The following is a 20715-nucleotide window of genomic DNA, read 5'->3' on the forward strand; positions in this document are numbered from 1 at the left end:
ACAATAATTAAATATGGATTATTCAAAATTTATTTTAACAGTATTTGGCATATATATCTTATACTATGCAATTAATATCGTTTATGATTCATTCTTTCATAAATCGTCCCAAGAAGGAAATATTAATGAAGACGAAGAGTTTATTATAGACGAAGAAGAAGACGAAGAAAAACCTCATGAAGTCCTTGACAACGAAGTTGAACAAGCCTCTTTACAAGAAGAAATTAAAGACGATTCAGGGGAACATAATGATGAAATACAGATAGTGATGGAAGTTGAGACACAAGGAATTCCACTTGAAGAATTAATAGCAAAAGGAAAGAATATGTTTGCGACAGTTAATTATTAACATATGTATAATTTTAAAACAACAAAAAAATGAATTTAAAAAATTTCTTAAAGAGAAAAACATGTATCGCAATCGCAACGGTATTATTGACAACAACTAGTATCTATGCACAAGGAGCAGCTGGTATTGATGCCGCAAGTTCTGAATTAGAGACTTACATGGATCCGCTAGGAAACATGATTATGATATTAGGAGCCATCGTTGGTTTGGTAGGTGCAGTAAGATGCTTCATCAAATGGAACTCAGGTGACCAAGATGTTCAAAAGGCAGTCATGGGATGGATGGGTTCTTGCATATTCCTTGTCGTTTCAGGAGCTATTGTTAAAGCCTTTTTTGGCGTTTAAGATGGAAAGAGAACATCCAACTTTTAATGTTTATAAGGGGCTTCAAAAGCCCCTTATTTTCAAAGGTCTTAAAGGGAAATTCATCTATATAGGTGCAGGATGCGCTATTGGAGCATTATTATCCAGTGTCATTATTTCAAATATTATATCATATACATGGGGAGGAATCACTCTTTGTATTGTAATGTTTGGTGGATTAAGCCTAACTGTACATCTTCAAAAAAAAGGATTGCACAAAAAGGACAAAAGCAAAGGCATCTATATAGAATCTCGCATTTTTTTAAAGGAACGAAAAAAATAATATTATGCTGAAGAAAAAAGATTTTGAAGCACCGTGGATTGGGATTGAAATGATTGATTCTATCCCAGTATTTTATAACCGAAGAGGGGACTATTCTGTCTGCATACGATGCGAAAATCCCATAATGCAATTTGCAGCAAATACAGATGCCTTTTATGATTTCCATAACTTGTTTTCCAATATTATAAAAACACTAGGAGCAGGATATATTATTCAAAAGCAAGACATCTTTTGCAAAGAAGCCTTTCACTCTAATAACTTAAATGCTACAGATTATCTTAGCAAAAGATATTTTGAACATTTTGAGAATAGAATATTTACCAGTATATCCACTTATATAACAATTACAAGACAATTACAAAGAAGTAAATTCTTTGCATGGGATTCAAAAGAATTCTCTACATTTCTTCGAAATATAACTAAGGTTTTATCATTGCTAAACAGCAAAGATATGGGAGCAAAGCTATTGCAGCCCAAAGAACTAGAGGAATACATGATAAGAGTTATTTCATGCAATTTTAATTCACAGAAACTCAGTTTAAAGAATATCAAAACAACATCCGAATATATTAACATTGGAGAAAAAAAACTTCAAAGCATTTCTTTGGTTGACATAGACGAAGTAAACTTACCAACCATTATAAAACCATATAAGGAAATTAATGTTGGAGTAAAACTTCCTGTTGACTTACTATCATTTATTTATGATAGTCCAGAAATTGAAACAATTATTTATAATCAGATAATAGAAATTCCAGATCAACGAAACGAATCAAATAAGTTAGAAGCAAAAAAAAGGAGGCATAAAAGTATGCCAGATCCTGCAAATGATCTATGCGTTGAGGACATAGATAAAGTTCAGTCTGATATAGCACGAGAAGGCAAGATTCTTGTGTATGCACATTATAATATCATGTTAGCAAATCAACAAGATATCACAAAAGCATCAAACTATATTGAAAGTTCATTATTTGATTGTGGAATTATCCCAAACAAACAATGTTACAATCAGTTTGAGTTGTTTAAATGTGCCTTACCGGGATGCGCTACAGAGCTTAAATCTTATGACAAATTTTTAACAACATCAGACGCTGCTATATGCTTCTTTTTCAAAGAGAGATTAGCACTTACAGAGAAAAGTCCATTCTTAACATACTACACCGATAGACAAGGAATTCCGATAGGAATAGATTTTTCTGGGAAAGAAGGAGATATTAAGTATACAAACAACTCAAATGTCTTTGTTCTTGGACCATCAGGTTCAGGAAAATCATTTTTTGTCAACGACACAATTAGACAATGGGTAAACCAAGATACTGATATTGTTATGGTAGATACCGGACATAGCTATTCAGGCTTATGTCAATATTTCAACGGAAAGTATATAACGTATTCTGCTGAAAAACCTATCTCCATGAACCCGTTTGATATTACAGAAAAAGAATATAACGTGGAAAAAAAGAATTTCCTGAAATCACTGATCTTTCTTCTTTTCAAAGGAAGCTCTGGAAAAATTTTAAAAGAAGAAGAAGAAATTTTAGATATTGTGATAGATAAATACTATTCATTCTATTTCAATCCTTTTTCCGGATACAGTAAAGAAGAAAAAGAATCCATAAAAGAAACTTTATTGTTAGAATATCAAATTAATCATAACGAACTTGAAACATTAAGGGAAAAAGAAAAAAGGGAGCTTCTTGAGATAAAGCTAAAAAAGCTCGAAATGTTAGTTGAGCGTGGAGAAGGAGGGGAAGTTGATAATGCAAAAAGAGCGATCCAGAATATTTTAATAGAAAATGGATTTACACTTGCCGAAATGAATAACCCAAATGAAAGACTATTGTCTATCATTGAAAGAAGAATTATGGAAAAAGAGGCAGCATTAAAAGACATTAAGGTCGACAATTTATCTTTCAATTCATTCTATGAGTTTTCATTGAGAATGATTCCTATTATTTGCAATGAAAATAAAATTCAATTTGATTTATCTGGCTATAAATTTCTACTAAAGAAATTTTATAAAGGCGGACAATTAGAACGAACATTGAATGAAAAATTTGATACTTCTCTTTTTGATGAAAAGTTCGTTGTATTCGAAATTGATGCAATCAAGGATGATCCCCAATTATTCCCTATTGTAACACTTATTATAATGGACTTATTTATTCAAAAAATGAGGTTAAAAAAGAATAGAAAGGCTTTAATAATCGAAGAAGCTTGGAAAGCTATCGCATCAGAAATGATGGCTGGCTACATACAATATTTATATAAAACAGTCAGAAAATTTTGGGGTATTGCAATGGTAGTGACACAAGAACTTGATGACATTATCAGTAATCCGATCGTCAAAAAATCTATTATCAATAATTCTGATATACTTTGCTTACTTGATCAAAAAAAATTTAAAGACAAATACGAAGAAATAGCCAACCTGTTGACATTATCTGAAGTTGATCAAAAACAAATCTTTACGATTAATCAACTAAATAATAAAGAAAACAGGAATCGATTTAATGAAGTTTTCATTAAAAGAGGAAGCTATGGAAATGTCTTTGGCGTGGAAGTCTCCCTATATGAATATTTCACTTTCACAACTGAAAGAATCGAAAAAGATGCCGTTGGATATTATATAGAATTGTATGGAGATTATCATAAAGGATTAGATAATTTCATCAATGACATGAAAAAATCTAATCTTAAAACAGGAGATTGGGTTAGACATGTTGCTTCCGTACTAGGTAAAATAAATGCAGAACAGAATCTGACAGATATCTTCTATAACAATCTAGCCAATGAAGAAACTTTGTACAAATTTATACTTACACAATATCATGAATCCGCATAAATCAATCTTAAAAAGATTAGCTTTACTTATAACAGTGCTATGTAGCATAAAAACTATGTATGCACAGCAAGCCGTATTTGATATAACTTGTGTCGAAACACTTATAGCAAATCATAAAGTACAACATTCTTCTTTCTCAAATGTGAAAGACAATGAAACCCAGATAAGTTTACTTCAACAAAAAATTAGTGAAAAGATGGTTCAAATAGAATTCTTCGCAAGCAAATTTTATAATTCACTGAAAAGCGTTGAAGCAATAATAAAAACAGGAAAGGACATCATTTATTGTACCGACATAGCTAAAGACATAGGGCAATATCAAAGTGAAATGGTTAAACTAGCAAAAGGAGATCCAGAGCTTCTTTTAGTTTCTGCAAAAACGGAACTAGAACTTGTCAATAGGACATCAGATTTGTGCCAATATATATATCAAGTCGCAATTATCGGAACTGATGTAAATCTGATGGATAACAAACAACGCATAGATTTATTAAAATATGTCATCAATGAATTGAGAGTCATGAGAGGTATTGCATATTCTGTATGCAGACAGATGAAAACGGCTAAAAGAAACGGAGTTTTAAAAACACTTATGCCGGGAGCATTTAAATATAAAAGCAACGGATCAAAAATTGTAGAAGACATTCTAAAAGATTTCAAATTCAACATTAAACATTAAAGTCTATGAAAAGAATAATATTGTTTTCCCTTATGTTTCTTGGGACGCTTAAAATGGTAGCACAAACGCCTGTTAAAGATAGTGGGAAATGGAGTGTTCTGAACAACATGGAATTTATGGATAGGGTAAGATTGCAACCCGAATGGTATCATTACTGGATATGGTACAAAAAAATTTTTGGCATCAAGATACCTCTAGTTGGGCTTGGACTTCACGATTCGTATGGAAAAGAAGATCGAAGAAATTTCCAATTACAAGAAGTCCCAATGATGGCAGCAGTAGCACTTAATAAATCCGAGGCAGAAAAAGAACATGAGAAAGTCGATACAGTATATAGGCAGGAGCTGTTTAAATACGCGGATAAAACAATAGATTATCAATACAATTTAACTAAAGGGAAAAGAAATGAGCTATTATCCAATATTGCAGTGCAATTGGCAACATACACATCTAATGGTGGAAGTTCTGAACATGTTCAAGTTATTTCAGAAGAAGTAGAACGGATCAATAGCAATATATCTATTATACATGATTCTCACATGAGTAATGCCAAAAAGAGGGAAGCATACTTGGGGTTTGAAAAAGAACTCATAGAAGTATTATCCTTAATTACAAGATTAAACAATGTCAACAATGTAATCGGTAAACATTATGAATGAATTAATAGACAAATTTCTATTTGAATTATTTGATGGACTAAGAGAACACATCACAGATATTTTTGGTGAATTTCTTTCAGATGCACAGGCATTAGCAGCTATATTCATGTTGCTATATTTTGGCGTTGAAAGTTTTAAAATGATGAGTGGCGACAAAAGGCTTGAAATTATTCCGTTATTGCGTCCTTTCGCACTTGGACTTGTGCTTATGTTTTGGAATCCTTTTATTGAAGTTATCAGCTATCCGGGTGAAGTTCTAACAGAACACAGCAAAGATATGTTCTATAACAAAATAGATGAAGTTGAAATGCTTTCACGTGAAAGATATGCACTTATAGACAGCGTAGCAATCGAACTGATGCACTCGTCATTAGAAGTTGAGAGAGCTGAAGAAGAAGTAAAAGACGATAAATGGTATGATTTTAATATTGATTTTTCAGCTATTGGAGAAAAAATTGCTGGACTATGGGTTTATGTTGTGGCAAAGGTGCGCATGTTATTATTTAGCATTGTCGAGTTCTTAGTTGTAACGATATGGCAACTATGTATATATCTTGTATTTTTTCTACAAATAATTTTTACTGGCATATTAGTTACACTTGGACCAATTGCTTTTGCCTTTTCCGTTCTACCTGCCTTCAGGGATGCTTATGTGCAATGGATAGCCCGATTTGTCAGCGTTAGTTTATATTCCGTTATTGGATATATTGTCTTATCCTTATCACTGGCAATTATGGGATATGGAATTGAGAAAGAAATCGCAATATTACATGAAGCACTAAGTAACGAGGCTGCATTTATTATGTATGTTGGCATGAGTTCTGGAGGTGTTAACAGCTTTATTCTGACATTATTATTAGGAGCTTTTTCTATGCTTACTATTCCATTTGTTTCAACATGGGTAGTATCAACAACAGGCATCGGACAAGCAGTTGGTGGTATGGTAGGAGGTGCAGCAATCGCAACAAAAGCTGTTGCAGGTAAAATCGTTTAATCTTATTAATTTATATTTTATGATTATCAAAAACATTGAGAACAAAATTAAACTTGCTGGATTACTTTCTATTGGTAGTTTCATATCAAGCATAGTGATTTCTGGCATGGTTCTAGCATTCTGCTTTACTCTTGTACGTGAAGAAAGAAAAAAGATTTATGTACTTGATCAAGATGTACCTGTACTAGTTAAACAAACTGGAGTTGAAGTCAATTTAGAAGTTGAATGTAAAAGTCATGTAAATCTTTTTCACTCACTATTTTTCACATTACCGCCTGATGATGACTTTATTAAGCATAACATGGAAAGTGCAATGTATCTAGTGGATGAAAGCGGACTTAAACAATATAATAATTTAAAAGAAAAAGGATATTTCAATACATTACTTGCCAGTTCTGCTACTGTGACAATTAAAACAGATAGCATAAATATGAACATGTCAGACATGAGTTTTACCTATTACGGAACACAGAGAATTGAAAGGGAAACATCTGTATTAAAAAGGCAATTAGTTACCACAGGATATTTGCGTCAGGTTCCACGTACAGATAATAACCCACATGGATTAATTATAACAAATTGGAAAACTATACTTAATAAAGATTTAGATTACAAAATAAAAAAGAGTTTCTAATATGTTCACCAAAAAAAAATCATGGAAAGAGAATGTAAGAAAGAATACTGAAAATTCAACGGCTACATTCCTGACAAAATTATTCACCAAAATTGGCGTATATAAGATTTGCAACCAAATACTTATATGGGCAGAAGCACATCGAAAAGCAATGTTTACCATAACAGTTTCTTTTCTAATTTTTGTTACAGCTTTCTCAATTTTTACAAGACCTCAAAGAAGTGGTATGGAAACATTAAAGGCTGAAAAAGCAAAAATAGAAAATATAGGAAATGGTGGAATTGAAAAAAGCAGGAACAGCCTTTCTGCCCTTTTTGAACTAGCTAAAATTAGAGAGGAAATAAAACAAGTTCAAGAGAAAGGGAAACTTACAGCAAGCGATACGCTCAAAATTAAAGAACTGTATAACAAAGTAAAACAAATAAAATAACAATGAAATCTATTGATATAAAAAAGCCAAAATATATCTTGCCAGCCTTAGTATTGCCTTTTATATTAGGTATTGGATGGATTATAAAAGACATGTGGTCTAATTCTGTCCCTATAGAAGAAACACAACTTACAGAAATGACCGAATTAAACACAGAGATTCCAGATGCAGAACTAGAGAAAAGAACTGTTCACAACAAATTTGAAGCCCTGAAAAGTGCATTTAATAAAAGTTCGGATTTCTCTTCAATACAAACAATAGACAAAGAAGAAAATAATAACGAGATTGAAGACAATGGTTCTCTTTACACAAACGAAGAAATGAGACATATAGATAGCCTTAACCAAGCCTCACAGCTAAAAAAAACAGAACTCGATAATCAGACTGCTGCACTAATGGAAATACAAAATAATGCCCTTACAGGCAATGAGAAACGACCTGAAAAGGAAAGAGAACTTCCACAAAAATCAAAAATGCAGGAAGAAATGGAACTATTCAAAATGCAAATGGCTTATATCGATTCGCTACAAAACCCACAGCGACACCAAAAGCCAGTTGTCAATGATAGTAAAAAAACTGATATGGAAGAAAAAACAATAGAAGTAATGAAAGCCGTCAATCCTGCAACTGCATACTTTAATACTGTAGGGAAAGACAAAAAAACATCTCTAATCACAGCTATACTGGATGAAAATGTTAAAGTAACGCAAGGCAGTAGAATCCGTATCCGTCTATTAGATGATATCATGTTAAATGATGCCATACTCAGTAAAGGCACATACATTTACGGCAATGTTTCCGGATTTAGTGAGCAACGAGTAAAAATAAACATATCTTCCATAATGCTTGATGGAAAAAGAATGAAAGTTGATCTATCTGTATATGACATTGATGGGCAAGAAGGTTTTTTCGTCCCATCTTCTGCCTTTAGAGATTTAAGTAAAGATATAGGTAGTCAAGTTGGCAGTCAAAACATAACAATGAATACAAGTAATGGAGGTGTAGAACAATTTGCTTTTAATGCTTTACAAGACGCATATAGAAGCACTACGCAGGCTTTATCAAAGAATATCAAAAAGAATAAAGCAAAATTGAAATATAACACACAAATATTTTTAGTAAACAACAAAGAAGAAAAGTAATTATTATGAGAAAGTTTATTGCCACAATCGTATGCTTTGTATGTCTAATCAGTAGTATACAGGCACAGACAATGCCAATAGGTGAGAATGTACAAATGGCAGGAGAGAACCCGGAAGAACTTAAAGTCATTTATGTAAACAAAGATGTTTCAACTCACTTCGTTGCAATGGAAGATATTAAATATGTAGATATTTCTATTAATGACATCGTAGGGGATATACCAACCTCTAATACACTTAGAGTAAAACCTATTAAAGAAGGGGCAAGCGGAGTTATAACTATCGTTACAGAACGTTTCCTTGTTCAATATCTACTTGTGTATACAAGTGACTTGGCTAAAACATACACACGCTTCACTATACCATATGCGGATTTAAAAAGTTATATGAATCCAGAAACGAATATGACAAAATCTCAAATGTATGACTATGCTTATCGTATGTTCATTTCTGATAATAAATTCTATGATGTTTCAAGTAAAAGCAATTTGATGAAAATTAGGCTTAATAACATCTACACATTTGACAAATATTTTTTCATCGATATTTCTATGATAAATCGCTCAAATATTAGATATGACATAGACCAAATACGTTTTAAGATAGAAGATAAGAAACAAACGAAAGCTACAAATTTCCAGTCAATTGAAATTCTTCCGCTCATGCAGGTAAACAATAACAAAGTATTCAAGAAGAATTATCGCAACATCTTTGTTTTTGAAAAATTCACATTCCCTGATGAGAAAGTTCTTACGGTAGAAATATCAGAAAAGCAAATATCTGGGAGAACTATTACACTCCGCATTGATTATGCTGATGTGCTCAATGCAGATTCTTTCATCGATTAAAAATTATATTATGAAAAAAGTTCTAGTAATTATATCAGCAGCATTATTTTCCCTCAAATCATTTGCTGGAGATGGTGACAAATTCCTAAACTTATCTGGAGGATATCAATGGAAGAATACCGTCAATCTGTTAGTAGGATTTGAAGCTGAAACAAAATATCATAATGCATGGGAATTATATTTTGATTTATCCACAGCTTACACAACCTGTCCGACTTGTTACAAAGTATGTTCTAAGAGTTTCTGGGATTACAAAACATTCGGTCTAGGAATTGCTTATAAACCATCTCTATATCGTGGGAAAAACAGTGTAGTCAGATGGAGAATAGGAGCAGACATAGGGGCTAACAGAAAAGGATTTCAAGCATCCATTGATTTAGGAATTGAATATAGTTATTCATTCCGTAATGGAATGCAAGTATTCGTTCTTCAAAAGAATGATTTTGTTTTTTGGACTAGAGATCATTTCCGAAATGGTTTATTGGTCGGTGTAAAATTCCCTCTATCTAAATAATTAATTGGAAAAATGAAAACATCTTATTTAATATTAGCACTTATTACATCAACAATTATCTCTTCATGTACTAAACATGAAAAGATAATTGATACATCTTTCCAGCCGGGAAATATTCTATGTAGTGACGGTAGCATAATCCATCCTTCTGAATATGAAAATAGCTCAAAGCAAGCCGTAGGTATTGTATTTTGGTGTAACAATATTCAAGATACATCAACATCAGTTATAGGATATGCCATTTCTTTACAAGATTTACCAGCAGAACAACTCATTAATACATCAGAAAACATTTCCTCTGTATCTGAAGATGAAACTAGTTTTGATGGAGAAGCCAATACTGCTGCTATCAAAGAATTTGCAGAAAAAGACAGCATCGAATGTCCTGCCATAACAAGTGTATATAATTATGTTCCTTATGGATATGACGGATGGTATATTGGCTCAGTGGCTCAATATAAAATAGCTGCATTGAATTATCCTAAAATCAAAGCAACACTAGATGTAGTTGGTCAATCTGATTATTTCTCAGGAACATATTGGACTTCTACGGAAAATGGATCTGGAGAACAAACATCTATGTTCTTTGCCTATACTATACACCTTGAAAATGGAACAGTCTCTAGTTCAAATAAAATGAAAACCAACAAAATAAGACCAATAATAACAATCAGATAAAGAAGTATGAAAAAAATAATTTTTACAATATGTACAATCTGTTTAGTCGGTTGTAAATCAAAAGAAATGATAACAGTAAGCAATGCAAATTTATCAGAAAAAGAAAGCATACTGATAGAAAACAATTCAAACTATTCTGTCGCCTCTATTGTTGGGATAGGTGCCGAACTTATCAAGAAAGAACAAGAAAAAGCAATAAACAAGAAACTTTTAGAGCGAGAAAATAAACTAAAAAACATCCCCGGACTAGTTGTAACCACAATTGATGAAACTAATGGGAAAAAAATTTTTAAAGCAACCATGCAGAACGAGATCTTATTTAAATTTGATTCTCACGAATTGAATAAGAACGCTAAAAGCATACTCGATGAAATGATTGGAATTATCAATGAAATACCAAATACAAAAATAAAAGTTATCGGACATACAGATAATATAGGTGAAAAAGGGTATAACATATTACTCTCACAAAATAGAGCTGCAGCGGTAGGAAATTATTTACGAAATGCAGGGATTGAAACTAAAAATATCACAGAAGAAGGCAAAGGGTTTGACGAACCAGTTAGTTCAAATAAAACAGAAGCAGGAAGAGCCAAAAATCGTAGAGTTGAAATATTCTTATCAAATGACTACTAATTAATATAACAAGTAAGCAGGGATTATTGCACATAAATAATCCCTGCTTAACTCTTAAATTGCCATTCTCTACCGCATTATTAGTTAAAGATCCAGATGGCATTGTATCAATTACAAAAACTTTGTTCTTTACCTCCAAACACAGATTCCTTTTCCCTATAGTATGTTTTCTTTTTAATTCCGGTGCAGATACGGAAGTACTTTTCTATGATACCTTACTGGAACTGGTTCCGGAATAGATCAGCCACCTGCAGCCTGATTTTTGATACCATATTTCGAATCGAGTTGCAAAAGCCGGAGCTGATTTTGATACCATTTTGGCAGGAAACATTCTGTACTTTGCTTCCGCAAAATGGAGCGGAATACCGGAGCTTTACAGGTTGATCCGATTCCCGGATTGAATGAAGCTGTAAAACAATTCACATGAGAAACTTTAGGGAAAAGAACATGCCACAGATGCAGCAGGGACAATATGTAAATATATAATATATGAATAAATAATATTTAACTATATGTTATTGAAATAAATGTCTAATAAATTGCGACATTGGGAAATATTCGCTATATTTGTATATTGAAAAACAACTTATTATCAATGATATAATAAGACAGAGAACTAACTATCACTTTAGAGATAATCATTAGAATAGAATCTGTTTAGAATAAAGCTATTTATTTGTATCTTTGTATATCTAAAACATAAATACCAATTAAGTATGAAAGTAAAAGATAAAGTTTTGATTTCCCCCGACTTGACACAGTTTGCGGAATGGATTCCTGCCACAGTAATAGAAGTTGAGAATAACCCATTCGTTGGTGTTGTTATTTCTGCAAAAACAGAAGATGGGATAATATTTTTCGGACAAGAAGATTTGTTTAAACCTCAAACAGAAGAAGTATGTTTGCCATAAGTTTTGATATGTCAATTTCAGATCTCAAAAAGCATTATGGAGAACCTTATAATAATGCCTACTTTGAGATTAAAGCCATATTAAGGAAAAATGGCTTTGAATGGATACAAGGTAGCACATATCTTACGCAAAGCGAGGATTTAAGTAACCTGTTCAGAGCCATTGAAGCACTAAAGAAAATTGAATGGTTCAGAAAGTCTGTCCGCGATATCAGAGGTTACAAAGTAGAAAACTGGTCAGACTTTACCAACATAGTAAAAAATGAATATGAATGATAAAATCAGTTTGGATGTCGCTCTCGACATAATCGGGACGCTCCGCATGATGAAAATGAAAGAGATTACAGCAGAAAAAGATGAAAGCAAGAAAGATGAATTGTACAAGGAACTGGATATGCTTTCTACAGAAGAAGAAATTGCAAATGGGCTATTACAGTTTGAAGCGTCCGACAATGTTCGGTTATCTGTCATAGATAAGATAAACCGATTATATGCACCGATATTAAAAGCTTATTATGCAGCGAAATGAAGTAGAAAGAATATTTGAGCAAGAAAAAGAAAAATTCTTCCGAAAACAATATAAATCTGATTGTCCTCCTATTGCTATCATATTAGGAGGACAACCTGCTTGTGGAAAAAGCACATTAATACAAATTGCACAATCAGATCACCCCGAACAAAAGTTTCTTACTGTAAATGGAGATCTGTATAGACAATTTCATCCAGAACATGATAAACTTATAAAAGACCCTATACGTTATCCTAGTGAGACACAGATATTCTCAAATGTTTTTACAGAGAAACTAATCGAAGAAGCCATAAAAAGAAAGTGCAATATAATTGTAGAGGGAACAATGAGAAATCCAATGGTTCCGCTTAATACAGCATCAAAATTTCGTGAAGCGGGCTATCGGGTTGAAGCATATATTATCGCAGCACCTAAAGAATTTACCCACTTAGGTTTATATAATAGATATCAAGAAGAATGTAATAAAAAAGGCGTAGGCAGATTAGCAGACATCGAATCTCATAATAAAGCTGTTATTGGTGTCAGCAAATCTATTGACGAATTATATAACCGGAAAGCTGTCGATAGAATCTCCATTCATTCATATATCGCCAAAGAAAGAGTAAAAGATTTCTTTTTGGAACATAATGCATGGAACTGCAGAAGTTTACCATCCATTTTTATAAGTGACAGTAGAGTACAACAATTAAAGAATAAGATATTATTAGAAAGCTGCATCAATAGGGGAGAATCTATGCTTTTGCAAGTCAATGACAAACAAATAAGAAAAGGGATGGAAAATGCCATTAATGATCTCAAAAGAGCATTAATAATTTCACAAAAGCAACAAAGAGGATATAAAATATAGTCAGACATAAACATAAGCCTAAAAAAATGGCTTATGTTTAATATCATTATCGTTTTCGTAAAGCGTTATCTATCTGTTGCGTAACCTCTCCCTTTACTGTACGTATTACATCATTTATATATTCTAATATAGGGAGGGGATCAATTGTTTTATCTTTATATTCCATTTGAAAATGTAAATGCTCTCCAGTACTTCGACCTGTAGACCCTGATATTCCAATTGGCTGCCCAGCTTCTACAGACTGTTTAGCATTTACCAGTATATTATATAAATGAGCATAAATAGAAGTAAAATCACCATGCTGCACTTCTATATAATTCCCTAATCCACGATTTTTTCCAGTTTTTGTTACTATTCCGGGCATAATAGAATATACGTAATCATTTCTACCACGTAAATCAACGCCTTTATGAGTGGCTATTTTCCCTGTAAATGGATCTTTTCTTTTACCATACTTAGATGTTACAATCATAGAGTCAATAGGAAGTGATAAATACCTTCTTTGATTCCAATACGCCAAGCGTTCTTCACTTACTGCATCATTAATTATTACAGCCTGTTCCTGTTCTTTTAATAGTCTAGCATCATTTGTCGATAAAGTTGGCTCTACTACCGTCAATTCCTCTTTCTGCAATACTGTATTAAATTGGCTATATGCACTAACAGAAACAGAACAAGTGAAAAGAAAAAATGCGAATCTATTATTCTTCATATTGATATTATTATTATATTTGCCACAAAAATATACATATTATGAATAATAGACAAGAATACTTTAAAGAAAATGATATTCCATACGGACAACTAGAAAAAGTTGGATTAACTAAAATGGATATATTATCTTTACCCAAAACAGACTTAGAATCTTTATTAAGCGGAAAGCGCACAAGTTTACTAAATCTAAAAGGCATAGATATGCAAGGACATGATTTTGAAATCAAAGCTAAAATAAGTTTGTATAGAAAAGAAGATCACTCTGTTGGCGTAAAAATACATCCTGTAAGGAACTGCATACAGAATGACGCTAATCTTAAACCACAAGAACTAAACAAACTGCAGTCCGGATCACTGATAACAAAAAAAATAGATGGAGAAAAATACCTTTTACAACTTGACAAAGAAACTAACGAAATATTAAAAGCCAAATTAAGAAGTATAATTATTCCATCATTTATTAATGGATCCGAAATCAGCAGCAAACAAAAAGAAGAACTTAAGAACGGAGAAACTATTGTAATCAATAATGGAAATGATAAAATAAAAGTAAGAATTGATTTAAATTCTCAAAAAGGCATTCAATTATATGCTTTCGAGCAACAGCAAAAAAGAGCATATGACTTTCATAATCCCAAAGTATCAGATGTAATACACACAGATAGAAATAGAGCCGAATATCTTGAATACCAGCAGAAACAAATAAGCAAACAAAAAGAAGATACTGTAAAACTCAAATTCTAGATATATGGAAAACAAAAAATTTGAAGCAGCACAATACAGCTATGAGAATGCCGGACAACTTCGCGCAATAGCTAAAATATTAGGATATGAGGAAAAACTATCTGGGAATGGAAATATTGTGTTCTCAAAAGGAAATGAACATCACTCATATTCTATTGATGATTTAAAAAAAGGAAATAGAAAACCAGATAGAGAAAAAATAGTACAGCAATCAAAAGAAAGAGTTGTTGCTTTCTTCAATAAAACAGAAGCAAACAATAACTTTAATGAATATAATCAATTTCTACAACAAAATCATAATCTTGCAATCGTCAAATGGGACAATATTAAAGGAAATAAAAATGGGTTTACTGTTATTGATTTAGAAAACAAAACTGCATACACAGGTGAAGAACTTTACAAGTTTGCTTATGAAAAAAACTACAAGCTAGATGGGAATGCAGGACGAATTGATATTAACTGGGAGGAACTTAATGAGATAGGAATAGACCCCAATAAACTCAGCAAAGAAGATAAAGAAAATCTACGGAATGGGCAAAAAACCGGTACACTACAATTTTCTATTGAAGACACTCCGCAAAATAGAAAATTTCTTGATAAAGAAAAAGTTTCATATACAGTGGATAATGGAAAACTTAATTTCGAGGGAAAAGCGGCTGCAAGCAAATATATACTGCTAGATAATACAGAAGAAAATAAGTCAAAACTTAAAGCCCTTGATGTCGACTTTAAAGAACATGGAAAACAACAATTAAAAGTAAGTGGAATTAATGCACGCAAACTAGCCATCGCTGCTATTACGGTTGTTTATCCTGTTGCTGGAGTTGCCTTGATGCTTGTACCTAAACGCAAAGAAATAAAAAATGATTTCTCTTTTTCAAAAGATGAAATTAAATCACTGGAAAATAATGCCGTTATATCAAAGAAAAATGCCAAGGGTGAACAAATCTTATTTCAGCGAGATAAGGACACTAACGATATTGTTTCGATTAACGCAAAAAACATACAAATTCCAACCCGAATAGCCGGAGTAGAATTAACTCCGATGCAAATAGAAAAATTAAAGAAAGGTCATGAAATTGTAATCATAAACGAAACTTTAAACAAAGCTGCAAAGGTTCGATTAGATCTCAATGCAAAAAATGGACTATCCATAAAAGAAGCCAATAACATTGATATAAAACGAGAGACAAAACAAATTGTAACAGATAAAGAACGTTTAGAATTTGTTGCTAAACAAGGAGCCAAAGGCATTGATAAGATTTTTGATAAAAAACCATCTGAAATGGATTCATTCTTAGAGAAGTATAACCTAAAGAAAGACTATGCTTCTTATAAGGAAATCGAAAAGTCTTTTTCCACCTCAAAAGAAGCATCAAGTCAAACCACAGGAGAAAAAATAGCCTCGCAACTTGACAAATTAGATGCAGCCATTAAAGCAACAGCCCATAACGAAGCATCAAATTTATATGGAAAAAGCTACGGAAAACAAAATGAATCATCTAAAATGAAAATGTAATATGATGTCATTTGAAGATTATAAATCTAAAATATCTATTATCCAAATCCTTGAAGATTTAGGGTATAAGCAAGATATTGGCAAAGGAAAAGTAAGCCCTGTGTATCAATTAACCGACAGCAACGGTAATAAGATAGATTCCATTGTTGTCAAAAATCCTCATTCTCCAAGAGAATACTATTTTGATAGAAATTATAAAGGTGGTGACCTCATACAATTCTTAAAAAACCACATAAATGATTTTACTCAATTTCAACATAATAATTTGTATGTCCGGTTAAATATGATTTTAGGACACTATGCAAATACACCATACATAAAGAACGGGTCATATTATACAAAGATTTCCGAACAGCAAAAATTCAATAGAGAAAGATATATAGAAACACCAACAAACGTATCGGATTTAAAATATCTTACCGTTGAAAGAAAGATAAATCCTGCAACTGTAGAAACATTTCTCCCATTCATAACAAGAGTAAAAGACACACAAGGGAAAGGGAACTTCCTAAATATTGCCTTTCCATATACAAATCCCCAAAATGGGGAAAAGACTAATTATGAGTTGAGAAACTACAATTTTAAGGGAATGGCAGCAGGTGGTGACAAAAGTAATTCTGCATGGATTGCTGATTTTACTTCACACCCTCTAATGGCGAAAAATATTTATTTTGCAGAATCCGCTTTAGATGCCATGAGCTTTTATGAATTGAATAAAAACAAAATCAATCTTAGTGACAGCGTTTTTGTAAGTGTAGGCGGATATATTTCTGATAACCAAATCAAAAATGCACTTCAAAAATACCCTAATGCAAAAGTTCATACTTGCTTTGACCGTGATCTGAATGGAAACTTATACGATATAAAAGTACAATGCATTATGAACGGAACAGAACTTAAAATCAAAGCAAAAGATAATACAGTTGAATTTGTTACACCCAATGGAATATTTGAGTTAAATAAAGAAGATGTTTCAATTGAAAGATTTAGGGAAAAAAGTAAAGATGCATCAACAAAGCTGATTGTTCACAAAGCTGATGGCGCAAAGGACTTTAATGAGATCCTAATGTCAAGAACGCCAACGCAAAAAAAAACTTTTAGATTATGAAAAATGATTCAGATATTATCATAAGACCTAATATAAGATATTGGATAATCAGAATAATACCTTATGTCTTTTTGGAAACACTAATCATCTATATAGTCAATCTTTTTAATTTAAACGACTATATCATAGGAAGCTGCACGTTAGTTGTCTTTTTTTCTATTTTTTACAAGTATCTTTCTATCTTGTTATGTACAAAATGGATTATTACAAAAGAGCAAATTAAAATATACAGCGGAGTATTTAACAAAAGTATCAACTACATTGAGTTATATAGAGTATATGACTATGAAGAAAAAAGATCATTCATTCTCTCTTTAATACAATGTACTAATGTCTACATACATTCTGGAGACAAATCGACCCCCATACTGGCAATCTATGGAATCAATCGAAACATTGACTTAATAGGCATAATCCGGAAACGGGTTGAGCGTCAGAAACAAATTAAATCAATTTACGAATTTACGAACAGATGATATATGAGAAGAATAATATTATTTTCCCTTATGTTTCTTGGGGCACTTAAAATGGTAGCACAATCAATCGTTATTGATCCAACACTTGTTGGCACTTTGGTATATGCACATACCGAACAACAAAATGTTCTAAACAAAATTAAAGATGAAGAAGGAAGAATACGTAACTTTCAAATTCTCATACAGCAGAAAATGGGGCAAATTAAAGATTTACAGGAAAAAACATATAACTATTTATCTACTGTAAATGCTGTTGTAAAAAACGGGAAAGATATTATATACGCATCAAACATTGCAAAAGATATAGTTAAATATCAAGGGGATGCAGCAAAATACGCAGCAGGTGATCCAGCTCTTGTTTCTGTCATAGCAAAATCTGAATACGAACTTATCACAAGAAGCGTAGATTTGATGATTTATATTAACAATATAGCACTTCAAGGAGGTGCAAACAATCTGATGGATAATAAACAACGCATAGACCTATGCATACATGTTGTTAATGAATTGAGAGCAATGAGAGCAATAGCCTTCTCTGTATGTAGACAAATGAAATATGCCAAACGTGCAGGAGTTTTAAAAACACTTATGCCGGGAGCATTTAAATACAAAGATCAAAGTGGTCAAATCGTAAATGACATTCTAAAAGATTTCAAATTCACAAAAAAGGGGTTTTGATATGGAACTAAGAAAAATAGGAATTTGTCCTGTATGCGGTAAAGGACAAATAGTAGTTGGAACATTAGGATATTCCTGCAACTATTTCAAAACAATGGATGATAAATGTACATTTAATATTTATCACACGTATTGGAATAAGACAATAACTGAAGATATAGCAGAACAGCTTATAACTAAAGGGAAAACAGAAATATTCCATGATTTTATGAAAAAAGACGGAACACCATTTTCTGCAGCACTAGTTATAGAAAGTGGCAAGGTAGTTCCTCGATTTGCCAATAAAACATTAGAACATCCTTGCCCTCTTTGCGGAGGGCATATAGAAGTGCTTTTGAGTGGATATGCTTGTACAAATTACAATGAGAAAAACACTGACGGTACAAGGAAATGTAAACTGTATATTCCACGAACAATCGCAAAACGAGACATTCCAATACAAGCTATAGAAGCTCTCCTAGAAAATAGAGAAACGCCGTTTATGAGCGGATTTTCTTCTAATTCCGGAGAATCTTTTGCCGCTAAATTGGTGCTTACAAGTGATGGTAGAATTAGTTTTGATAACACTATTTGCAAATGCCCTAAATGTGATGGAAATATTTATATGGGTAAGAAAGCCTACAACTGCTCCAATTATAAAAATGAAACTATAAAATGTGATTTTGTTATTTGGCGAGAAATGTCCGGACGCAAGATCACCCCTGAAGAAGTATTAGAATTGTGTGAGAACAAAGAAACTAAAATTCTATCAGGATTCCATGACAAAGATGGAAACCCTATGGAAAGAAAATTGATATTAAATGATGATTTTAAAATAAAATTGATATGAAAGTAAATATTGTTATTGACAGTCGGCTTTTCAAAAGACCACTATGTGTAGAAATTGATTGGAACTTTCCACATCTACCAAGAATAGGTGAGCAAATTTCACCTCTCATTATAATGCTCTCCCCTAAACTTACATATGAAAATCTTATTGAGTTTCTTACCGATGAAGCAATAAACGATTTTTGCAAAGACTTGACTTGTAATGAAGAGGTTGAAGAATACTTCAGAGCTTGGATATATGATGTTATCTGTGAAGCTAATATAATAGAATCAATACATTATATTTCAGACAAAGAAGATTATACAAAAATAATCCCTGAAATTTATTTAAGTGATTTAAGGAATTAAATATAATTGATATGCAAATAAATAAAACTGATTTAATCAAAATAGTTGCTGAAAAAGCAAATCAGCCTACAAAGGAAGTAGCAGAAATAATAGATTTATTTTTCAAGGAGTTATCTCAAAATCTTAGAGACAAAGATGTGTCAATTAAGGATTTCGGAACTTTCAAAAAAAGGATTGTTCCACCTAAAAAAGCACGAAATCCGGCAACGGGAGAAACGATATATGTCCCAGAAAAAGAAGCCGTTAAATTCAGACCTTCAAAGAATGTATTAAAAATGAAATGGTTATAAACTATAAAACAACACCAGTATGAAACAATTTATATCTTTATCAGCTATATGCTTATGCACCCTTTTCTTTGCATCATGCAGCAAAGACAACAAAGAACCTATAACCCCCGGAAATAAAACCGCTGAAATCAGATACGAAGCGACAGTTGATGACCCGGAGAACTTTAATCTGAATATACATTATTCGATAGGAGAATATAATACAACAGAATTACCAGATGGATATGAGGGCAAACAAGTTACAACAGAAAGTCCATTTAAATCGGAGATCATCACTGTAAATACAGGAGCTTTATTATGGTTATCAGCAACAGTAGAACCTAAAAATGAAGATTACATAACAACGCCTATGTCAGCAAATGTTGAAGTTAAACTTTATATTAATGGTAAACTAGAACATTCCAAACAAAGCTATAATTATGCTATGATATACTGCCTGTACAATCCTGACAAAATAATTAAATGGTGATACCTTACTTGAACTGGTTCCGGAATAGATCAGCCACCTGCAGCCTGATTTTTGATACCATATTTCGAATCGAGTTGCAAAAGCCGGAGCTGATTTTGATACCACCCTCTAAAAGGGTGGTATATTTATAACTATCAATATGTGGGTCAATAAAAATCCAAAATTCAATTTTCGAACTTGAAAAATTAACCATCTGATTAAA

At 32.3% G+C, this 20715-nt stretch carries 28 protein-coding genes; 27 read left to right on the forward strand and 1 reads right to left on the reverse strand.

Features of this window, described 5'->3' with window-relative positions; translation table 11 throughout:
* Positions 1-13: 13 nt before the first annotated feature.
* The 18 genes from BACSA_RS18410 to BACSA_RS18495 all read left to right on the forward strand — a co-directional run bounded on the left by BACSA_RS18410 (position 14) and on the right by BACSA_RS18495 (position 13339).
* Positions 14-349 carry a hypothetical protein gene (locus BACSA_RS18410; RefSeq protein ID WP_013619523.1) on the forward strand — a complete coding sequence of 112 codons (336 nt, stop codon included), beginning with the start codon at positions 14-16 and terminating at the stop codon, positions 347-349.
* Between the two features lie 29 nt (positions 350-378).
* Positions 379-693, forward strand: a complete 315-nt coding sequence (locus BACSA_RS18415) for a DUF4134 domain-containing protein (RefSeq protein ID WP_013619524.1) — start codon at positions 379-381, stop codon at positions 691-693.
* A gap of 1 nt (position 694) precedes the next feature.
* Positions 695-994 (forward strand): DUF4133 domain-containing protein, encoded by a 300-nt coding sequence (locus BACSA_RS18420; RefSeq protein ID WP_013619525.1) that lies wholly within the window; start codon positions 695-697, stop codon positions 992-994.
* 4 nt (positions 995-998) lie between these two features.
* Positions 999-3839 (forward strand): TraG/VirB4 family ATPase, encoded by a 2841-nt coding sequence (locus BACSA_RS18425; RefSeq protein ID WP_013619526.1) that lies wholly within the window; start codon positions 999-1001, stop codon positions 3837-3839.
* A gap of 55 nt (positions 3840-3894) precedes the next feature.
* Entirely contained in the window at positions 3895-4518 is a 624-nt protein-coding gene (locus BACSA_RS18430) for a plasmid transfer protein (RefSeq protein WP_245546628.1), read from the forward strand.
* 5 nt (positions 4519-4523) lie between these two features.
* On the forward strand, positions 4524-5177 hold the full coding sequence (locus BACSA_RS18435) for a hypothetical protein (RefSeq protein ID WP_013619528.1): 654 nt from the start codon (positions 4524-4526) through the stop codon (positions 5175-5177).
* Complete coding sequence (locus BACSA_RS18440) at positions 5170-6171, forward strand: plasmid transfer protein (protein WP_013619529.1); 1002 nt, start codon at positions 5170-5172, stop codon at positions 6169-6171. Before BACSA_RS18435 ends, BACSA_RS18440 begins: the two co-directional genes overlap by 8 nt.
* A gap of 19 nt (positions 6172-6190) precedes the next feature.
* Positions 6191-6805 (forward strand): conjugative transposon protein TraK, encoded by a 615-nt coding sequence (traK, locus tag BACSA_RS18445; protein ID WP_013619530.1) that lies wholly within the window; start codon positions 6191-6193, stop codon positions 6803-6805.
* A 1-nt stretch (position 6806) separates the two neighbouring features.
* The gene (locus tag BACSA_RS18450) at positions 6807-7235 is read left to right on the forward strand and encodes a hypothetical protein (protein ID WP_013619531.1); all 429 of its coding nucleotides are present in this window, start codon (positions 6807-6809) and stop codon (positions 7233-7235) included.
* Between the two features lie 2 nt (positions 7236-7237).
* Positions 7238-8377, forward strand: coding sequence for a conjugative transposon protein TraM (traM, locus tag BACSA_RS18455; protein ID WP_013619532.1), 1140 nt, complete (start codon positions 7238-7240; stop codon positions 8375-8377).
* A gap of 5 nt (positions 8378-8382) precedes the next feature.
* Entirely contained in the window at positions 8383-9225 is an 843-nt protein-coding gene (gene traN / locus BACSA_RS18460) for a conjugative transposon protein TraN (protein ID WP_013619533.1), read from the forward strand.
* A gap of 10 nt (positions 9226-9235) precedes the next feature.
* A complete protein-coding gene (locus tag BACSA_RS18465) occupies positions 9236-9739 on the forward strand; it encodes a hypothetical protein (protein WP_013619534.1) in 504 nt (167 codons plus the stop codon).
* Positions 9740-9751: 12 nt separating this feature from the next.
* Positions 9752-10417, forward strand: coding sequence for a hypothetical protein (locus BACSA_RS18470; RefSeq protein ID WP_013619535.1), 666 nt, complete (start codon positions 9752-9754; stop codon positions 10415-10417).
* A gap of 6 nt (positions 10418-10423) precedes the next feature.
* Positions 10424-11053: an OmpA family protein gene (locus tag BACSA_RS18475; protein ID WP_013619536.1), complete on the forward strand. Its 630-nt coding sequence runs from the start codon at positions 10424-10426 to the stop codon at positions 11051-11053.
* A 716-nt stretch (positions 11054-11769) separates the two neighbouring features.
* Entirely contained in the window at positions 11770-11964 is a 195-nt protein-coding gene (locus BACSA_RS18480; RefSeq protein ID WP_013619537.1) for a transcriptional regulator, read from the forward strand.
* On the forward strand, positions 11952-12239 hold the full coding sequence (locus tag BACSA_RS18485) for a virulence protein (protein WP_013619538.1): 288 nt from the start codon (positions 11952-11954) through the stop codon (positions 12237-12239). The genes BACSA_RS18480 and BACSA_RS18485 overlap by 13 nt, the downstream gene beginning before the upstream one ends.
* Positions 12232-12492, forward strand: a complete 261-nt coding sequence (locus BACSA_RS18490; RefSeq protein WP_013619539.1) for a hypothetical protein — start codon at positions 12232-12234, stop codon at positions 12490-12492. Before BACSA_RS18485 ends, BACSA_RS18490 begins: the two co-directional genes overlap by 8 nt.
* Positions 12479-13339 (forward strand): zeta toxin family protein, encoded by an 861-nt coding sequence (locus tag BACSA_RS18495; RefSeq protein ID WP_013619540.1) that lies wholly within the window; start codon positions 12479-12481, stop codon positions 13337-13339. The genes BACSA_RS18490 and BACSA_RS18495 overlap by 14 nt, the downstream gene beginning before the upstream one ends.
* A gap of 46 nt (positions 13340-13385) precedes the next feature.
* Here BACSA_RS18495 and BACSA_RS18500 read toward each other — a convergent pair whose 3' ends face one another.
* Positions 13386-14051 carry a M23 family metallopeptidase gene (locus BACSA_RS18500; protein ID WP_013619541.1) on the reverse strand — a complete coding sequence of 222 codons (666 nt, stop codon included), beginning with the start codon at positions 14049-14051 and terminating at the stop codon, positions 13386-13388.
* Between the two features lie 41 nt (positions 14052-14092).
* Between BACSA_RS18500 and BACSA_RS18505 the strand changes: the two genes are divergently transcribed.
* The 9 genes from BACSA_RS18505 to BACSA_RS18545 are packed head-to-tail and all read left to right on the forward strand — an operon-like array spanning position 14093 to position 20513.
* The gene (locus BACSA_RS18505) at positions 14093-14797 is read left to right on the forward strand and encodes a DUF4099 domain-containing protein (RefSeq protein WP_013619542.1); all 705 of its coding nucleotides are present in this window, start codon (positions 14093-14095) and stop codon (positions 14795-14797) included.
* A 4-nt stretch (positions 14798-14801) separates the two neighbouring features.
* Positions 14802-16316, forward strand: coding sequence for a DUF3945 domain-containing protein (locus BACSA_RS18510; protein ID WP_013619543.1), 1515 nt, complete (start codon positions 14802-14804; stop codon positions 16314-16316).
* Position 16317: 1 nt separating this feature from the next.
* Complete coding sequence (locus BACSA_RS18515) at positions 16318-17424, forward strand: toprim domain-containing protein (protein WP_013619544.1); 1107 nt, start codon at positions 16318-16320, stop codon at positions 17422-17424.
* Positions 17421-17900, forward strand: coding sequence for a PH domain-containing protein (locus BACSA_RS18520; protein WP_013619545.1), 480 nt, complete (start codon positions 17421-17423; stop codon positions 17898-17900). Before BACSA_RS18515 ends, BACSA_RS18520 begins: the two co-directional genes overlap by 4 nt.
* 3 nt (positions 17901-17903) lie before the next feature.
* On the forward strand, positions 17904-18578 hold the full coding sequence (locus BACSA_RS18525) for a hypothetical protein (RefSeq protein ID WP_041584520.1): 675 nt from the start codon (positions 17904-17906) through the stop codon (positions 18576-18578).
* A 1-nt stretch (position 18579) separates the two neighbouring features.
* Positions 18580-19407, forward strand: coding sequence for a topoisomerase C-terminal repeat-containing protein (locus BACSA_RS18530; RefSeq protein WP_013619547.1), 828 nt, complete (start codon positions 18580-18582; stop codon positions 19405-19407).
* Complete coding sequence (locus BACSA_RS18535; protein ID WP_013619548.1) at positions 19404-19754, forward strand: hypothetical protein; 351 nt, start codon at positions 19404-19406, stop codon at positions 19752-19754. Before BACSA_RS18530 ends, BACSA_RS18535 begins: the two co-directional genes overlap by 4 nt.
* Positions 19755-19765: 11 nt before the next feature.
* On the forward strand, positions 19766-20044 hold the full coding sequence (locus tag BACSA_RS18540; protein ID WP_013619549.1) for an HU family DNA-binding protein: 279 nt from the start codon (positions 19766-19768) through the stop codon (positions 20042-20044).
* 19 nt (positions 20045-20063) lie between these two features.
* A complete protein-coding gene (locus tag BACSA_RS18545) occupies positions 20064-20513 on the forward strand; it encodes a hypothetical protein (protein ID WP_013619550.1) in 450 nt (149 codons plus the stop codon).
* The last annotated feature ends 202 nt before the right edge of the window (positions 20514-20715 follow it).

The sequence above is a fragment of the Phocaeicola salanitronis DSM 18170 genome (assembly GCF_000190575.1).
GTDB lineage: Bacteria > Bacteroidota > Bacteroidia > Bacteroidales > Bacteroidaceae > Phocaeicola > Phocaeicola salanitronis.

Excerpts from the sequence above, each read along its gene's own strand:
- BACSA_RS18530 (WP_013619547.1), top strand. The coding sequence starts at position 18,580 with ATGGAACTAAGAAAAATAGGAATTTGTCCTGTATGCGGTAAAGGACAA.
- BACSA_RS18485 (WP_013619538.1), top strand. The coding sequence starts at position 11,952 with ATGTTTGCCATAAGTTTTGATATGTCAATTTCAGATCTCAAAAAGCAT.
- BACSA_RS18480 (WP_013619537.1), top strand. The coding sequence starts at position 11,770 with ATGAAAGTAAAAGATAAAGTTTTGATTTCCCCCGACTTGACACAGTTT.
- BACSA_RS18470 (WP_013619535.1), top strand. The coding sequence starts at position 9,752 with ATGAAAACATCTTATTTAATATTAGCACTTATTACATCAACAATTATC.
- BACSA_RS18525 (WP_041584520.1), top strand. The coding sequence starts at position 17,904 with ATGAGAAGAATAATATTATTTTCCCTTATGTTTCTTGGGGCACTTAAA.
- BACSA_RS18500 (WP_013619541.1), bottom strand. The coding sequence starts at position 14,051 with ATGAAGAATAATAGATTCGCATTTTTTCTTTTCACTTGTTCTGTTTCT.
- traK (WP_013619530.1), top strand. The coding sequence starts at position 6,191 with ATGATTATCAAAAACATTGAGAACAAAATTAAACTTGCTGGATTACTT.
- BACSA_RS18420 (WP_013619525.1), top strand. The coding sequence starts at position 695 with ATGGAAAGAGAACATCCAACTTTTAATGTTTATAAGGGGCTTCAAAAG.
- BACSA_RS18510 (WP_013619543.1), top strand. The coding sequence starts at position 14,802 with ATGGAAAACAAAAAATTTGAAGCAGCACAATACAGCTATGAGAATGCC.
- BACSA_RS18410 (WP_013619523.1), top strand. The coding sequence starts at position 14 with ATGGATTATTCAAAATTTATTTTAACAGTATTTGGCATATATATCTTA.
- BACSA_RS18505 (WP_013619542.1), top strand. The coding sequence starts at position 14,093 with ATGAATAATAGACAAGAATACTTTAAAGAAAATGATATTCCATACGGA.
- traN (WP_013619533.1), top strand. The coding sequence starts at position 8,383 with ATGAGAAAGTTTATTGCCACAATCGTATGCTTTGTATGTCTAATCAGT.
- traM (WP_013619532.1), top strand. The coding sequence starts at position 7,238 with ATGAAATCTATTGATATAAAAAAGCCAAAATATATCTTGCCAGCCTTA.
- BACSA_RS18515 (WP_013619544.1), top strand. The coding sequence starts at position 16,318 with ATGATGTCATTTGAAGATTATAAATCTAAAATATCTATTATCCAAATC.
- BACSA_RS18495 (WP_013619540.1), top strand. The coding sequence starts at position 12,479 with ATGCAGCGAAATGAAGTAGAAAGAATATTTGAGCAAGAAAAAGAAAAA.
- BACSA_RS18490 (WP_013619539.1), top strand. The coding sequence starts at position 12,232 with ATGAATGATAAAATCAGTTTGGATGTCGCTCTCGACATAATCGGGACG.
- BACSA_RS18415 (WP_013619524.1), top strand. The coding sequence starts at position 379 with ATGAATTTAAAAAATTTCTTAAAGAGAAAAACATGTATCGCAATCGCA.
- BACSA_RS18450 (WP_013619531.1), top strand. The coding sequence starts at position 6,807 with ATGTTCACCAAAAAAAAATCATGGAAAGAGAATGTAAGAAAGAATACT.
- BACSA_RS18535 (WP_013619548.1), top strand. The coding sequence starts at position 19,404 with ATGAAAGTAAATATTGTTATTGACAGTCGGCTTTTCAAAAGACCACTA.
- BACSA_RS18440 (WP_013619529.1), top strand. The coding sequence starts at position 5,170 with ATGAATGAATTAATAGACAAATTTCTATTTGAATTATTTGATGGACTA.
- BACSA_RS18435 (WP_013619528.1), top strand. The coding sequence starts at position 4,524 with ATGAAAAGAATAATATTGTTTTCCCTTATGTTTCTTGGGACGCTTAAA.
- BACSA_RS18545 (WP_013619550.1), top strand. The coding sequence starts at position 20,064 with ATGAAACAATTTATATCTTTATCAGCTATATGCTTATGCACCCTTTTC.
- BACSA_RS18465 (WP_013619534.1), top strand. The coding sequence starts at position 9,236 with ATGAAAAAAGTTCTAGTAATTATATCAGCAGCATTATTTTCCCTCAAA.
- BACSA_RS18520 (WP_013619545.1), top strand. The coding sequence starts at position 17,421 with ATGAAAAATGATTCAGATATTATCATAAGACCTAATATAAGATATTGG.
- BACSA_RS18430 (WP_245546628.1), top strand. The coding sequence starts at position 3,895 with ATGTATGCACAGCAAGCCGTATTTGATATAACTTGTGTCGAAACACTT.
- BACSA_RS18540 (WP_013619549.1), top strand. The coding sequence starts at position 19,766 with ATGCAAATAAATAAAACTGATTTAATCAAAATAGTTGCTGAAAAAGCA.
- BACSA_RS18475 (WP_013619536.1), top strand. The coding sequence starts at position 10,424 with ATGAAAAAAATAATTTTTACAATATGTACAATCTGTTTAGTCGGTTGT.
- BACSA_RS18425 (WP_013619526.1), top strand. The coding sequence starts at position 999 with ATGCTGAAGAAAAAAGATTTTGAAGCACCGTGGATTGGGATTGAAATG.